At 69.1% G+C, this 15,344-nt stretch carries 16 protein-coding genes; 10 read left to right on the forward strand and 6 right to left on the reverse strand.

The window, feature by feature from the left end:
* A complete protein-coding gene (locus QE449_RS15610; protein WP_307109107.1) occupies positions 1-612 on the reverse strand; it encodes a TetR/AcrR family transcriptional regulator in 612 nt (203 codons plus the stop codon).
* A 267-nt stretch (positions 613-879) separates the two neighbouring features.
* On the opposite strand from QE449_RS15610, the gene QE449_RS15615 reads away from it, so the two are divergent.
* The 6 genes from QE449_RS15615 to QE449_RS15640 all read left to right on the forward strand — a co-directional run bounded on the left by QE449_RS15615 (position 880) and on the right by QE449_RS15640 (position 6,829).
* On the forward strand, positions 880-1,551 hold the full coding sequence (locus tag QE449_RS15615) for an HAD-IA family hydrolase (RefSeq protein WP_027504000.1): 672 nt from the start codon (positions 880-882) through the stop codon (positions 1,549-1,551).
* Between the two features lie 103 nt (positions 1,552-1,654).
* On the forward strand, positions 1,655-2,896 hold the full coding sequence (locus QE449_RS15620; protein ID WP_027504001.1) for a sedoheptulose 7-phosphate cyclase: 1,242 nt from the start codon (positions 1,655-1,657) through the stop codon (positions 2,894-2,896).
* A complete protein-coding gene (locus QE449_RS15625) occupies positions 2,889-3,683 on the forward strand; it encodes an O-methyltransferase (protein ID WP_307109108.1) in 795 nt (264 codons plus the stop codon). The genes QE449_RS15620 and QE449_RS15625 overlap by 8 nt, the downstream gene beginning before the upstream one ends.
* Positions 3,680-4,972: an ATP-grasp enzyme gene (locus QE449_RS15630; RefSeq protein WP_056447245.1), complete on the forward strand. Its 1,293-nt coding sequence runs from the start codon at positions 3,680-3,682 to the stop codon at positions 4,970-4,972. Before QE449_RS15625 ends, QE449_RS15630 begins: the two co-directional genes overlap by 4 nt.
* Positions 4,965-6,050: a D-alanine--D-alanine ligase gene (locus tag QE449_RS15635; RefSeq protein WP_307109109.1), complete on the forward strand. Its 1,086-nt coding sequence runs from the start codon at positions 4,965-4,967 to the stop codon at positions 6,048-6,050. Before QE449_RS15630 ends, QE449_RS15635 begins: the two co-directional genes overlap by 8 nt.
* The gene (locus QE449_RS15640) at positions 6,047-6,829 is read left to right on the forward strand and encodes a TauD/TfdA family dioxygenase (protein ID WP_307109110.1); all 783 of its coding nucleotides are present in this window, start codon (positions 6,047-6,049) and stop codon (positions 6,827-6,829) included. Before QE449_RS15635 ends, QE449_RS15640 begins: the two co-directional genes overlap by 4 nt.
* Positions 6,830-6,838: 9 nt before the next feature.
* Here the strand turns inward: QE449_RS15640 and QE449_RS15645 are convergent, their stop codons facing one another.
* Positions 6,839-7,747 carry a LysR family transcriptional regulator gene (locus tag QE449_RS15645; protein ID WP_222627529.1) on the reverse strand — a complete coding sequence of 303 codons (909 nt, stop codon included), beginning with the start codon at positions 7,745-7,747 and terminating at the stop codon, positions 6,839-6,841.
* A gap of 85 nt (positions 7,748-7,832) precedes the next feature.
* On the opposite strand from QE449_RS15645, the gene QE449_RS15650 reads away from it, so the two are divergent.
* Complete coding sequence (locus QE449_RS15650) at positions 7,833-9,059, forward strand: MFS transporter (RefSeq protein ID WP_307109111.1); 1,227 nt, start codon at positions 7,833-7,835, stop codon at positions 9,057-9,059.
* On the opposite strand, the gene QE449_RS15655 is transcribed toward QE449_RS15650, so the two are convergent.
* Complete coding sequence (locus QE449_RS15655; protein WP_056447585.1) at positions 9,047-9,874, reverse strand: SDR family oxidoreductase; 828 nt, start codon at positions 9,872-9,874, stop codon at positions 9,047-9,049. The two genes, QE449_RS15650 and QE449_RS15655, sit on opposite strands and share 13 nt — an antisense overlap.
* Before the next feature lie 64 nt (positions 9,875-9,938).
* On the opposite strand from QE449_RS15655, the gene QE449_RS15660 reads away from it, so the two are divergent.
* Positions 9,939-10,667 carry a pirin family protein gene (locus QE449_RS15660; protein ID WP_027504008.1) on the forward strand — a complete coding sequence of 243 codons (729 nt, stop codon included), beginning with the start codon at positions 9,939-9,941 and terminating at the stop codon, positions 10,665-10,667.
* A 220-nt stretch (positions 10,668-10,887) separates the two neighbouring features.
* Complete coding sequence (locus QE449_RS15665; RefSeq protein WP_307109112.1) at positions 10,888-11,688, forward strand: HugZ family protein; 801 nt, start codon at positions 10,888-10,890, stop codon at positions 11,686-11,688.
* 30 nt (positions 11,689-11,718) lie between these two features.
* On the opposite strand, the gene msrA is transcribed toward QE449_RS15665, so the two are convergent.
* From msrA to QE449_RS15680, 3 genes are all read right to left on the reverse strand, one after another.
* Positions 11,719-12,255 (reverse strand): peptide-methionine (S)-S-oxide reductase MsrA, encoded by a 537-nt coding sequence (gene msrA, locus QE449_RS15670; protein ID WP_307109113.1) that lies wholly within the window; start codon positions 12,253-12,255, stop codon positions 11,719-11,721.
* Between the two features lie 85 nt (positions 12,256-12,340).
* Positions 12,341-13,141, reverse strand: coding sequence for a GAF and ANTAR domain-containing protein (locus QE449_RS15675; RefSeq protein ID WP_261769686.1), 801 nt, complete (start codon positions 13,139-13,141; stop codon positions 12,341-12,343).
* Positions 13,142-13,250: 109 nt separating this feature from the next.
* Positions 13,251-13,766, reverse strand: coding sequence for a helix-turn-helix domain-containing protein (locus QE449_RS15680; RefSeq protein WP_056447228.1), 516 nt, complete (start codon positions 13,764-13,766; stop codon positions 13,251-13,253).
* Positions 13,767-13,846: 80 nt separating this feature from the next.
* On the opposite strand from QE449_RS15680, the gene QE449_RS15685 reads away from it, so the two are divergent.
* Entirely contained in the window at positions 13,847-15,220 is a 1,374-nt protein-coding gene (locus QE449_RS15685) for an MFS transporter (protein WP_285188272.1), read from the forward strand.
* The last annotated feature ends 124 nt before the right edge of the window (positions 15,221-15,344 follow it).

Consider the following 15,344-nt stretch of genomic DNA (forward strand, 5'->3'; position numbering starts at 1 on the left):
TCAGCGTTCGTTGCCCCGAAGTTCGATGCCCCGAAGGAGGATGTCGACGGCGGCCTCGATGGTGGCGTCGTCGGGCAGCGTCCCGTACATCAGCGTCGGGCAGACCACGGAGCCGGACAGCATTGACACCGCCGCCTCGAGCTCCGGGCCCTGGATCACCGCACCGAGCATCTGCCGAGTGCGCTTCTCGCCGTCGTCGACGATGCGGCGGCGCACCCGGCCGATCTCGGCGACGGTGGCCCCCCACTGCGCCATCGCCATGAGCACGCGATCGAGGCGCTGCGTGGCGATGGCGTCGCGGAGCATCCGCAGCTCACCGATCAGGTCCGTGCGGACGTCGCCGACCAGGTCGTGATGCGGCATGTCGCCGATCGCCTCGAGAGCCATGGTGAGCAGGTCGGAACGGGACGGCCAGTGCGTGTACAGCGTGGTCTTGGAGTAACCGGCCACCCGTGCGACGTGCGCGTGGGTCACCGCCTCCCACCCCTCGCCTGTCAGCACCTCGAGCGCGGCGCGCGAGACGTCCGCGCGTGTGCGAGCGACGCGGGCGTCCTCTGCCACGGCGTCGGGCTCTGTTCCGATTCCGTTCACGTCCGACGGGGTATCACTCATCGCGTCACTCACCTCCTCGGTCGCTGTGCTTCGAAATTCAGGCTTCGAAATTCAGGCTTCGAAATTCGGGTATCGAAGTTCGAGGGTTGAAGTTACGCGAATTTCGGGTGCAGACCTATTGAACTAAATGTTCATTACTGTACTGTTGGACCAGCTTCGTGCACGGCATTTCGACCGCGAACTCCCCCACCATCATTCGCGACGGGTCATCCGTCGCCTCGGGCCACGGCGCAGCACAGCGTCGGGCCGGTCCACGGAAGGACACCGATGTCTGCCATCCTCTTCGGCTCCATCAGCACTCTCGCCGACACGTCCGAGCTCCAGCGACGCGCCTTCAACGAGGCGTTCTCCTCACACGGGCTCGACTGGAACTGGTCTCGCGACGACTACCGGTCCATGCTCGGTTCCAACGGCGGCGCGAACCGGATCGAGGACTTCGCGGCGTCCGAGGGCGTCGAGGTCGACGCCTCCGCGGTGCACGCGACCAAGTCGGAGATCTTCCGGTCCCTCCTCTCCTCGGCCGGTGTGAGCCCGCGACCCGGCGTCGTGGACACCATCGCCGCGGCGAAGAAGTCGGGCGCCAAGCTCGGCTTCGTCACGACCACGTCGAAGGAGAACGTCGACGCCGTGCTCGAGGCGCTGTCCCCCGAGGTCACTCGCGACTCCTTCGACGTCCTCGTCGACGCGGACGACGTCGAGCAGGGCAAGCCCGACCCCGCGTCCTACGCCTTCGCCCTCGACAAGCTGGGCGAACAGCCCTCCGCTTGCGTCGCGATCGAGGACAACGCCGGTGGTGTGGCCGCCGCAGCCGCAGCCGACATCACCTGCGTCGCGTTCCCGAACGAGAACACGGCCGGCAGCGACTTCTCCTCGGCATCGGAGACGGTCGAATCCCTCGACCCCGCTCGCATCGAATCTCTGGTGACGGCTCGACAGTGACCTTCACCGGTCGACTTCACATCCTGTCGAGTCACATCCACGCCAACCCCGGTTCACCCGTCGAGCGCGATGCTCGCGAACCGTTTTCCTCGGGAGAGAAGTAGTGAGCAACCTCCAGGCACGTGTCACCGCAGACGATCGCACCTTCCACGTCGAGGGATACGAGAAGATCGAGTACGACCTCGTGTACGTCGACGGCGTCTTCGACACCGCGAACACCGAGCTCGCGGACAGCTACCGGCCGTACGGCCGCTGCCTGATGGTGGTGGACGACAGCGTCCTCGCGCTGTACGGCGACGCGATCCACACCTATTTCCGCCATCACGACATCGCGCTGACCATCGTCCCGGTGCAGATCCGCGAGACGGCGAAGTCGATCGAGACCTTCGAGCGGATCGTGGGCGAGTTCGATCGCTTCGGCCTGGTGCGCACCGAGCCCGTCCTGGTCGTCGGCGGCGGACTCACGACGGACGTCGCCGGCTTCGCGTGCGCCAGCTACCGCCGGAACACGCCGTACATCCGCATCCCCACGACGCTGATCGGTCTCATCGACGCCAGCGTCAGCATCAAGGTCGCCGTCAACTACGGCAAGCACAAGAACCGTCTGGGCGCGTACCACGCCTCGCAGAAGGTGTTGCTGGACTTCAGTTTCCTGGGCACCCTGCCGGAGGACCAGGTCCGCAACGGCATGGCGGAGCTCATCAAGATCTCCGTCGTGGGAAATCTCGAGATCTTCGAGATGCTCGAGAAGCACGGCCCGGAGCTGCTGGCGACGCGATTCGGTCACCTCGACGGCACCGCGGAACTGCGTGAGATCGCCGACCGCCTCACCTACAAGGCCATCGCGACCATGCTGGACCTGGAAGCGCCCAACCTCCACGAGATCGACCTCGATCGCGTGATCGCTTTCGGCCACACCTGGAGTCCGACGCTCGAGCTCACCCCGCCCGCGCCGTTCTTCCACGGACACGCCATCAACATCGACATGGCGCTGTCCACCACCCTCGCGGAGCAGCGCGGCCACATCACGGCCGACGACCGCGACCGCGTGCTCGGCGTCATGAGCGGGATCGGGCTCGCGCTCGACAGCTCGTACCTGACGGCCGACCTGCTCGCCGAGGCCACGTCGTCCATCCTCAAAACCCGAGACGGGATTCTCCGCGCGGCGGTGCCGGCGCCCATCGGGTCCTGCGAATTCCTGAACGACGTGACCGTCGACGAGCTGTCGGACACGCTCACCCTGCACAAGAAGATCTGCCTCGAGCACGACCGCGACGGCGACGGCGTGGACATGTTCACCGCGCCGCAACCGGAGGTCGCGGTCGGTTCGTCCCACGATGAGTGATGCACGGCCGGTCACACCGACCACCATCGCCGCGGCCGAGCTGACGGAGCTGTGCCGGGACCTCGACGACCTCGGGGTCCCGGCAGCCGTTCTCGGCCGCGCTCGGCGTGCGCGTGACGTGATCGCGGGCCTCGACCCGTACCTGGACGAGTGCACCACCCCGGAATCACCCGCTCTCGCGGATCTGGCCGCACGCACCCGATCCGCGGAATGGTCCGGCAGCGCGCTCGAGCAGGAGATGCTGTCCGGCCACGTCGAGGGACGTTTCCTCGACTTCCTCGTGCGGATGACCCGCGCCACGTCGGTCCTCGAGATCGGCATGTTCACGGGGTACTCCGCTCTCGCCATGGCCGAGGCACTTCCACCCGGCGGAAGCATCGTCGCCTGTGAACTGGACGAACCCGTCGCGGCGTTCGCCCGACAGTGCTTCGACGCGTCGTCGGCAGGCGACGCGATCGAGATTCTCGTCGGTCCTGCGGCGGAGTCCCTCACCCGTCTCGCCGACGAGGGACGCCGGTTCGACCTGGTGTTCATCGATGCCGACAAGGCCGGGTACCTCGGATACCTGACGGCGCTTCTCGACTCCGAGCTGCTGACGCCGGACGCCGTGGTCGCCGTCGACAACACACTCCTGCAGGCCGAGCCGTACCTCGGTACGGCCATGTCGGACAACGGTTCCGCCATCGCGGAGTTCAATCGCGCCGTGGCGGCGGACCCCCGCGTCGAGCAGGTCCTGGTCCCGCTGCGGGACGGACTGACGCTCATCCGTCGATCGAGTGCGTCGTGACGAGCGTCGGCCGGTCCGTGGCGGTCCTCGTCGGCTCGCTCGTCACCGCCCCGCTCGACCTCGTGCCCGTCCTGGCGGCGCTAGCCCGACCGCGCACGGCACCCGGTTCGCCTGCCGCACAACGTAGGACGGTCGTGATCAACGGCGGCAAGATGACCAAGGCGCTACAACTCGCGAGATCGTTCCACGGCGCCGGCCACCGGGTGGTACTGGTCGAATCGGCCAAGTACCGGTACACCGCGCATCGGTTCTCCCGAGCGGTGGACGTGTTCCACACCGTCCCCGAGGCGTCGGAACCCGGATATGCGCGCGCGATCGCCGACATCGTGCTGAGCGAGAGAGCGGACGTGTTCGTGCCGGTGTCGAGTCCGGCGTCCAGCGTGCCGGACGCCGAGGTCGGTCGTCTGCTCGACGGGCGGTGCGACGTCGTCCACGTCGACTCGGCCACCGTGCGCATGCTCGACGACAAGGTGCAGTTCTCGAAGGTCGCGGAGTCGCTCGGTCTGCGCGTGCCGGAATCACACCTCGTCACCGACCGTCGGCAGGTCGAGGACTTCGACTTCCCCGACGGCCGTACCTACATCCTCAAGCGCATCGCGTACAACCCGGTGGGTCGTATGGACCTCACGCCGTTGACGGGACGGGACCGCGCGGCGAATGCCGCGTTCGTCTCCGGGCTCGACATCTCGGACGAGGATCCGTGGATCATGCAGGAGTTCGTCACCGGTCAGGAGTACTGCACCCACTCGACTGTCCGCAACGGGCGCGTGCAGGTGTACGGGTGCTGCGAGTCGTCGGCGTTCCAGATCAACTACGCCATGGTGGACAAGCCCGAGATCCGGTCGTGGGTGGAGCATTTCGTCGGCGAGCTCGGGCTCACGGGCCAGGTGTCCTTCGACTTCATCGAGGCGGCGGACGGCCACGCCTACGCCATCGAGTGCAATCCGCGAACGCATTCGGCCATCACCATGTTCCACGATCACCCGGACGTGGCGGCTGCGTACCTCGACGACGGGCACCCCGTCATCACGCCGCTCCCGTCCGCCCGGCCGACCTACTGGATCTACCACGAGATCTGGCGGCTGCTCACCCAGCCTGGCCGCCTCGCCCGCGCACGCACCATCGCCACCGGGAAGGACGCGGTGTTCACGCGGTGGGATCCGTTGCCCTACTTCATGCTTCACCACCTCCACATGCCGTCGCTGATCTGGGCGAACCTTCGCGCCGGTCGCTCGTGGAGCCGCATCGACTTCAACATCGGCAAACTCGTGGAGGCCGGCGGTGACTGACGACACGGCTTTCGTCCACCCGACCGCACGGGTGACCGTGCTGCACCTCGCGGGGTCCGCCGAGGACGAGTTCCACTCGGACCTGTCGCGGGTGTACGCCTCGGACGCGCTGTCCGCGCTCGCCGATCCCGCACGGTACGAGTTCCACGTCGCACTGGTCTCGCCCGACCGCACGTGGCGCTTCCCGGTCGATCTCACCGACGACGCGGTGGCGGCGGCTCCGCCTCTGTCGCTCGCGGGCGCGCTGCGTCACATCGAGGCTCTGGGTGTCGACGTCGTCGTGCCGCAGATGTTCTGCCTGCCCGGCATGACGTCCTACCGGGCGCTGGTCGACGTCGTGGGTCTCGCTCTGCTGGGCAACACCGCCGACGTGATGGCACTCGCGGCGGACAAGGCGCTGACCCGAGCGGTGGTCGCTGCGGCGGGCGTTCCGGTGCCGGAGGGCCACGTCGTCGTCGTGCCCCCGGACGCACCACGGTCAGGCACGCGGTCGCCCGTCCCGTTACCGGTGGTCGTCAAGCCGGTGGACTCCGACAACTCGGTGGGGGTGTCGCTCGCGCGCACTCCTGACGAGTACACCGACGCGCTCGCGGACGCTGCGCGGTTCTCCCGCCGGGTGCTGGTGGAGCGCTACGTCGAGTTGGGACGTGAGGTGCGCTGCGGCATCGTCGTGGTGGACGGTGAACCGGTGTGCCTGCCGCTCGAGGAGTACGCCGTGGACGCGGACGATCGTCCGATCCGCACACGCGAGGACAAGTTGTCCCGCGACGAGGACGGGGCGCTGTACCTGGTGGCCAAGAACGCCACGAAGGCGTGGATCGTCCCCGAGGACGATCCGATCACCGAGCGGATCCACGCGGTGGCCCTCGAGTGCCACCGAGCGCTGGGGTGTCGGCACTACAGCCTCTTCGACTTCCGGGTGGACCCCGACGGTCGACCGTGGTTTCTCGAGGCAGGCCTGTACTGCTCCTACGCGCGGGGCAGCGTGGTCGCGGTGATGGCCGCGGCCGCGGGAATCAGTCTCGAGGACCTGTTCGCCGCAGGACTGCGCGAACTCTCGATCGAAGGAGCACGATGATGCGACACACCACCCTCGAACCCGTCGGCGCACACGTCGAGGACGTCCGGGTGGAGGACCTCGACGCGGCGGGAATCGACGAGACACGCCGCCTCGCAGCAGATCACGGCGTCGTCGTCTTCCGGGGGCAGTCGCTCGACGACGACCGTTTCACCGAGTTCCTCCGTGCGTTCGGCGACCTCGTGTTCACCGAGGGCGAGACACCGGTCCCCGGACACCCGGATCTCAATGTCATCAGCAATGTCGGCCGGACGACGACGCCGCGCTCCACCTTCCACGTGGACACGAGCTATGTGGCACACCCACCGGCGTACACCTCGCTCCGTGCGGTCACCGTGCCGTCGGAGGGAGGACAGACCGTCTTCAGCAACCAGTACCGCGCGTGGGACACACTGCCCGACGACCTTCGCGACGAGCTCGTCGACCGCACGCTCACGCACGTCGTGACCGGTCTCGATCTCGCCGACGATGCCGAGTCGTCCGCAGTGCATCCGCTCGTGGCGACCCATCCGATCAGCGGACGGCGCTCGCTCTACCTGTCGACTCCCGCGCGATGCGCGTCGATCAGCGGAATGTCGCCCGACGAGACCGCCGAGACCGTCCGGTTCCTCTACGACCACTCCACCGCCGAGGACAACGTGCACCGGCACACGTGGCAGCCGGGCGACGTCGTCGTGTGGGACAACCGGTGCGTCATGCACCGGGCCGACCACAGCGGAGTGGTGGGCGACCGGGTGATGCACCGCGGGATGGCAACCGACGGTCGCGCTCGCTCCTGAGGCCGATCGTCAGCGCGCCAGGACAGCGGCCCCTCGCCGCACCACCATGTCGCGGAAGGCGAGGGCCTGCGCCGGCAGGGTGCGTGCGGGCCACACCACGCCGATGCGCCGCCGCGCCGCGGGGTCGTTCACCGCGATGTCGACCGTGGGCAGCGGGCCGGCGGGAGTGGTCGTGCGAGGGAGGACGCTGACGCCGAGGCCCGCCCCGACCAGCCCGCGCACGGTGTGGATGTCCTGCCCCTCGAAGGCGATGGTCGGGGCCATTCCCGCAGCGGCCCACAGTGTCTCGCAGAGAGAACGCATGCCGTACCCGTGTTCCATCGCCACGTACGGGTCGTCCGCCGTTTCCACGAGGTCCACCGATCGGCGGCCCGCCAGTCGGTGATCGGACGGGACGACCAACACGAGCCTCTCGTCGTACAGCCCGAAGGACGTGTCGGTGCCGTGTTCGGTGCCGAGCGCCACGAATGCGAGGTCCGCGCTCCCGTCCTCCAGTCTGTCGAGGCACCGGGCCCGCGCGCCCTGGTCGAGGGTGAACGTGACGGCGGGATGATCGGCGAGGAAGCGCTTGATGAGCAGCGGGAGCACGCCCTCGCCCACCGTGTTCTGGAAGCTGACCGAGATGCGGCCACGAGTGCGGGCGTCCTGCTCGGTCATGGCGTCGAGCCCGGCCTCGAGTTCGCGGACCGCCCGGTCGAGGAAGGGCATCAGTGCACGTCCCGCAGGCGTGAGGGCGATGCCCCGACCACGACGCTCGACGACCGCCACTCCCAACGCGGCCGAGGCGCGAGCGAGTTGCCGGCTCACCGTCGGCTGCGGGAGGCCGAGGACGTGCGCCGCCTCGGTGATGTGTTCGGTCTCCGCCACGGCGAGCAGTGTCGGGATCAGAGGCAGGAGTGCCTCGGCTTCCTCACGCATGAATCGAACGATACGTCACGATCATGATTGTGCGAGATGCAATGCATTGGACGAATAGGTCGCGTCCGGCCTACCGTCGGATCCCGTGACCATCGACGAGGCGACCGACACCGACTGGGACGGACACACCCGTGGGTCCCGCGAGTACCGCAGGCTCGTCGCCGGGCTGCTTCTCGCCGGTGTCGCCACTTTCGCCCAGCTGTACTCCGTCCAGGGCATCCTCCCGCTCATCGCCTCGAACCTCTCGATCACGCCGTCGCAGTCCTCGCTCGCGGTGGGCTGCGCCACGGTCGGCGTCGCGGTCGCCGTACTGCCGTGGTCCGTGGTGGCCGACCGCGTCGGCCGGGTGCGTGCCATGAGCATCTCGATCGTCACGGCCACCGTCCTGGGCCTCGTCGTCCCGCTCTCCACGTCGTTGCCGATGCTGCTGACGGTGCGGTTCGTGGAGGGCGCCGCCCTCGGCGGGCTGCCGGCCATCGCGATCGCCTACCTCAGCGAGGAGGTGCACCGCCGGAACACCGCGGTGGCCGCGGCCACCTACGTCTCGGGCACCACGCTGGGCGGGCTGCTCGGCCGCATCGTCGCCGGACCCGTCGCCGAGTACACGAACTGGCGCATCGGAACACTGACGGTCTCGATCATCGCCGCCGTGGCCGCGATCGCCTTCCTGCGCCTCGCCCCCGCACCGCGGCGCGCGCTCCCTGCGCGGGATGGCGGCCCGGGGCTGGGGAAACGCGTCACCACACACCTCCGGGACCCCGGCACGCGCGCGCTGTTCGGGCAGGCGTTCCTGCTCATGGGCGGCTTCGTCACCGTCTACAATTATCTGGGCTTCCGCCTCGAGGCAGCCCCGTTCGGACTCCCCCAGTCGCTGATCAGCCTCATCTTCATCGCCTATCTCAGCGGAACCGTCTCGTCTCGCGTCGCCGGACAGCTGGCCGGCCGGTTCGGACGCTCCGCGGTGCTCGCCGGGTCGACGGGCGTCATGATCGCCGGGGTCGCCCTGACGATCGCGCACTCGCTGATCGTCGTACTCCTCGGCCTGGTGGTGTTCACGATGGGATTCTTCGCCGCGCACGCCATCGCGTCCGGATGGACCGGGCATCGCGCGACGGACGGTCGCGCTCAGGCGGCGTCGCTCTACAACCTCTTCTACTACGGCGGTTCGAGCATCGTCGGCTGGACGGGCGGCGTCGTGTATCAGGCCTACGGCTGGTCGGCCATGGCCGCGTTCGTCATCGCACTGGCCGTCGTCGCCGCTCTGTGGGCACTGGTCCTGCGGTCGCCCGGCGCCGAGGCTCAGTCGGCGTAGTCGCCGGGGTCCAGGATGTCGTTCATGTCGCGACGGACGAGCCGGACCATGAGCGGGAGCGGCAGGAACCGGGCCCCGAAGGCGACCTGGCGCGACCGGTGTCCGGTGACGATGCGCATCCGTCCGGACTCGACGTCCCGCACCACGCGCTCGGCCACCGCCTCGGGCGAGGTGGCGTAGTACTTCGCTGCGAACTGCTGGGATCCCTCGGCCCGCGAGATGTTGGTCGCCACGCCGCCCGGATGGACCAGGTGGACCGAGACGGTGGACCCGGCGAGTTCGGTCGCGAGGGCCTCGGTGAATCCCCGCACCGCGAACTTGCTGGCGCAGTAGTCGGTGTGGTTCGGCGTGCCCTGCAGTCCGAAGATGGAGGACACGTTCACCAGCGCAGCCGCCGGCCGCGACATCAGCTGCGGCAGGAAGGCGCGCGTCCCGTGCACCACCCCACCGAGATTGACCGCCATCACCCGGTCGTAGGACGCGTCGTCGAGATGCCAGGCGGGCCGGAAACCGCCCTCGATGCCGGCGTTGTTGACGACGACGGTCGCCGGGCCCACCTCCCGGGCGACGCGGGCGGCGAAGGCCGCGACGGCGTCGCGATCGGCCACGTCGTACACCTCGGTGAGCACCGTGCCGCCAGAGGGCAGGCTCGTCACCGTCTCCGCGAGGGCGTTGCCGTCGATGTCGCCGAGCGCGAGGACCGCCCCGCGTGCGGCGTAGGCCGCCGCGTACGCGCGGCCCATGCCGGATCCGGCTCCGGTGATCACCACCACCTTGCCTGCGAGGTCCGCCAACGGTCTCCGTCGTCCCACCATCATCTGATGATAGCTGTCATCACATCGCCTCGCAGTGTCGATGTGCCCGGGTACTGTGCGTGTCATGCCCGACGTCGTCGTACCCGCTGCCGATCGAATCCACTGGCGCAACGAGTGGCTGGACTCCTGGCAGTCCTTCCCCGTGGCGGGCAACTTCGATCTCGCCGCGAATGCGCACGGGTTGCTGCTCGTCCACAACGACGACACCGTCGACGCGGGCGAGGGATTCGACAGCCACCAGCACGCCGACGTCGAGATCGTGACCTGGGTGCTGGACGGATCACTGGTGCACCGTGACTCGCTCGGGAACGAGGGGACCATCACGCCCGGGTTGGCGCAGCGGATGAGTGCGGGCTCCGGCGTCGTCCACTCCGAGCGGAACGGGGCCGGATATTCCGCCGGGACACCGCTGCGGGTCGTCCAGATGTGGCTTCCGCCGGACGAGAACGGGCGGCCGCCCGGGTACGAGGAGTACGCGGCGGCAGGCGAACTGGCCTCCGGCCGCCTGGTCACGGTCGCGTCGGGACTCGACCGTGACCGCGGTGGCACGGCCGTCGGACTGGGCCAGAGCAAGGCGGCGCTCCACGTGGCGCGGCTGCGGCCGGGCACGCCCGTCACCCTCCCCACCGCGCCGTTCCTCCACCTCTTCGTCGCGCGCGGCACCGTCGAGATCGACGGCATCGGAACACTCGGTCCCGGTGACGCGCTCCGCGGTACCGACACCGGCGGACATGTCGTCCACACGACGTCGTCGGCCGAGATCCTGGTGTGGGAGATGCACGCTCATGCGTGAGTGTTTGCGGTCACACGGCCGGGGGTAGAGATCTGTCCACACGGGTCGCGATGTGGACGTACCCGCCCGGAAGACGGAGAACGAGATGGCCAACGTCGTCATGCTGCTGATGTTCATGGTGGTCGGTGTCGGTTCGGGCGCTGCCCTCCTGCTGCGACCGCCCGTCCGCTAGGGCATTCCGGCGCCACCGGTCGGCGCCGGGCGCCGGTAGTGTTCGCCCATGGCCACTCTCGATCACGGCGACCCCGGCGACGCCCCGTCGATGCCGACGCCCACCGCTCCCGTCACCCACCCTCGCCGGCCGTCCGCGGCGGAGGAGGCGCGCACGGTGGCCGCGTCGACCAACACGGCCACGCTCGCGAGCCTCTCGGCCGACGGACATCCGTGGGCGTCCTACGTGACGTACGGCCTCCTGGGCGGGAACCCCGTGCTCTGTGTCTCCCACATGGCGGAGCACGGTCGCAATCTCGCGGCGGATCCACGGGTGAGTCTGTCCGTCGTCGCTCCGGGCGAGAACAGTGATCCGCTCGCGAGCGGACGTATCACGCTGGCGGGCACCGTGCTTCGGCCGTCGGGCTCGGACGTCGAGGCTGCGCGGGAGGCGCACCTGGCGGCCGTCCCGGCGGCGCGGTACTACATCGACTACAGCGACTTCACCGTCTGGATCCTGTCGGTGGACCGAGTCAGATGGGTGGGCGGCTACGGCCGCATGGACTCGGCCACGGCGGCGGACTACGCAGCCGCCGTACCGGATCCGGTACGGCCGGTGAGCGGGCCTGCGGTGGAGCACCTGAACGCCGACCACGCGGACGCACTCACCGCGATGACCGCGGCATTCGGCGGATTCCCCGATGCGACGTCCGCTGTGTGCACCGGCGCCGACCGCTACGGACTCGACATCACGGTCACCACACCGAGAGGCGTGTCCTACACGCGAGTCGGCTACACGTCGCCGTTGGCGTCACTCGACGATCTCCGTGCCGCGACGATCGAGCTGACGAGAAGCGCCCGCCGCCCCTGAGGGGACGACGGGCGTCGATGGTCGAACGGCTCAGCTGACCGCAGCGTTCCGACGCGGCAACTTCCAGTCGGGGCGGACCCAGTGGCAGGTGTATCCGTTGGGGATCCGCTGCAGGTAGTCCTGATGTTCGGGCTCGGCCTCCCAGAACTCGCTCGCCGCGGTGACCTCGGTGACCACCTTTCCGGGCCAGATACCGGACGCGTCGACGTCGGCGATCGTGTCCAGCGCGACGCGCCTCTGCTCGTCGGAGGTGTAGAAGATCGCCGAGCGGTAGCTCACTCCGCGGTCGTTGCCCTGACGGTTCTTCGTCGACGGGTCGTGAATCTGGAAGAAGAACTCCAGGATGTCGCGGTAGGTCGTCCGGGTCGGGTCGAACACGATCTCGACCGCCTCGGCGTGCGTGCCGTGGTTCCGGTACGTCGCGTTCGGCACGTCTCCGCCCGAGTACCCGACGCGCGTGGAGAGCACGCCCGGCTGCTTGCGGATCAGTTCCTCGACACCCCAGAAGCATCCACCCGCCAGGATGGCCGTCTCGGTCGTGGAACCTGCCTGTGTGCTGTCCGCCATGGTGTCTCCTCTTGTCGCAGTAACACTCTGTTCCGACAACGTCCGCGCGCACCGCGTTGTTCCGACGGGCAGTTCCGGCGGGCCGTCACGCGACGGGCGGAACCTCGACGGACCTCGTGGGATGCGACTCCTCGATCAGAGACAGCGCGACCTCCCGCAGCGGGCGGTTCTCGGACTGGGAGATGTGGGCGAGCATCGTGAAGGCCTGCACGGCATCGACGTCGAATCGCTCCATGAGGATCCCCTTGGCCTGGCCGATGATGTCGCGACTCGCGAGGCCGTCCCGGAAGTTCTGGTCGTCGCGGGCACTGAGCAGCGCCACCGCGCCGTGGGCGGCGAGCGCGGATCCGACCATCTGAGCATCGGCGTCGAAGGCGTCGGCAGTCCTGCTGAACAGCAGCAACACGCCGAGATCACGCGCCGACGGATCGGTGTAGAGGCGGAACGCCGCCATCGACTCGATTCCCCTGTCGCGTGCGGCCGCGGCGAAGGAGGGCCACCGCCGCTCGCTGCCGAGATTCTCGGCCACGACGGTGTCGATCTGCCAGATCTCGTTCTCGGTGGGCCCCTCACCCAGTTCGAACTGCACGCGGCAGAGATCGGCGGCGACGTCGTCGGTGCGGGCGTGGATGGTGCGCCGCGCACCGGTCATCACGGTGACGCACGCATGGTCGACGCCGGGCATGAGCTGCGTGGCCGACCGCACCAGGGCTGTCAGCGTGTCGTCCACCGATCGACGGGTTCCGCGGAGAGTGCGGGCCATCTCGGCGATTTTGCCGAGCGCCGACGCCTGCTGATCGACGGAGGTGTCCTCGTCGATGGTGCGGACGAGATCGCCGCGATCGCCGTACGGCACCGTCATGTGTTCCCCACTCTCGACGCCCATGACAACCGACCGTGTCGCGGACCTGTGTTTCCGACCCGGTCCAGAATAGAGCGAGGCCCCGGGGGCCGTCGCGCGACCGCCCCCCTTCACCTCGCGCCGGGTGTCGCCGTCACCTGATCGGCTCGAGCAACCGACGAGGTGCGCGGAGCGCGCGGGACACGGTGTTCGGCCGCGGGGTCGCGGTCACACCCGGCCCCGGCGACATGACGACCCGACCGGCAGCGGGCACGGTCCCGCACTGCGGGCAGCTGCCGTGATCGTCGAGCTCACCGCCGCACGGTTCGTGTCGGAACACCCGACGGGGGCCGTCCTGCGCGGGCACTGCTCGTTCACCCCACACCGTCAGCGCGTGCAGCGCGGGCCACAGGTCGACGAGGATCTCGGTGGGACGATATTCCTCACGCCCACCGACACGTTCCCTGCTCAGCAACCCGTGGTCCACCAGGGCCGACAGGCGCTGCGACAGCACTGCCTTCGACATGCCGAGGTGGTGCTGGAAGTCGGAGAACCGGCGCACACCGAACAGGGAGTCCCGCACGACGAGCAGTGTCCACCGCTCCCCCACGATCTCCAGGGCGCGAGCGAGCGAGCAGTCCTGCGCGGCGTAATCCGTTCCCATCGCCATGGCCCGAGCCTACCTCGAACGGTCTGTTGACCGAACCATATCGGCGGGTTACGGTTCGCTCACCGAACCGAAGGACGGGCATGACTCAGCAGCGATCCGCACCACCTCTCGCCCGTCCCCTGCCCGTCGCAGCGTTCGGGACCCTCCTCGCCCTGGCTGCGTTCACGTTTCCCCTGGCGACCATCGGCAGCACCGCCGCGACGCTCGGGAGCGACGCGTCGGGCAGAACCTGGATCCTGAGCTCGATGAGCATCGGCCTCAGTGCCGCGTTGCTGGTGTCCGGCGCACTCGCCGACGACATCGGCCGTCGCCGCACCTTCGTTCTCGGTCTCGTCGTCCTCGCCCTCGCGTCCGCTGTGTGCGCGGCCGCGCCGTCCACGCTCGTGTTCGTCCTCGCCCGCGTGGTCCAGGGCGTCGGGGCGGGCGCGGTGCTGGCGTCGAGTCTCGGCGTCATCGCGCACGCCTTCGAACCCGGCCCGCTGCGCGCCCGTGCCAGCGGCATCTGGGGCGCGGCCGTCGGCGCGGGCATCACCCTCGGTCCCCTGCTGTCCGCGACCTCGGATCGTCTCGCCACGTGGCGCGAGGGGTACTGGCTGCTCACCGCGCTGACACTCGTCGCCGCGGTCGTCGCAGGGCGCCTCCTCGCCGAATCCCGCACGGAGACACCGCGCGGGCTGGACCTGATCGGCGCCGTCGCCCTGTCCGGGGGTCTGTCGGCCCTCCTCGCCGCGCTCGTCGAGGGCCGTGCCGGGTGGACGCGACCCCTACCCCTCGTCCTGCTCGCCGTGGCCGCGCTGTTGCTCGCGGGTTTCGTTCTGCACGAACGCCGGACCGCGTCGCCCATGCTCGATCTCACGCTGCTGCGCCAACCCGCCTTCCTCGCCGCCACCGTCGCCGCACTCGCCACCGGAGCCGGGGTGATCGCGCTGATGTCGTACATGGCCGGATTCGTCGGCGCCGCATTCGGTCTGGACGCACTCCACAGCGCCTTCCTGCTCTTCGGCTGGTCGGCGACGAGCGTTATCACCGCCCTGCTCGCGCGGCGCATACCCGCGTCCGTCTCCGGCCGAACGCAACTGGCCCTGGGCCTCGTCGGTGTCGCCGTCGGGACGGGGCTGTTACTCGGACTGTCCGAGACGTCGTCGCCCCTGCGCCTCGTGCCGGGTCTCGTCCTGGCCGGCGCCGCGACAGGAATAGTCAACGCCGCCCTCGGCCGCGAGGCCGTCGCGAGCGTCCCAGCCGGGCGCGCCGCCATGGGAAGCGGGGCGAACAACACCGCGCGCTACCTCGGCTCGGCGATCGGCGTGACCGTGGTGTCGGTGGTGGTCCTGTCGGCCGGCACCGCGCCGTCCGCGGTGTTCGACGGCTGGAACCACGCCGTGATCGTCGTCATGGCGATCACCGCGCTGGGGGCCGCGGTCGTCGCGGCGACCCGGCCGAGAGCCGCACGCTGACAGCGTCGTCGCGCGCCCTCAGAACGAGGTGCGCACCGCGGCCTCGACGCAGCCGGCGGCAGACTCGTCGCTCCAGTCGGACACCCAGTGACGGATCGAATCGATGATCGAGTTCCAGGTCATG

The sequence above is a fragment of the Rhodococcus sp. SORGH_AS_0303 genome (assembly GCF_030819335.1).
Classification (GTDB): Bacteria; Actinomycetota; Actinomycetes; order Mycobacteriales; family Mycobacteriaceae; genus Rhodococcoides.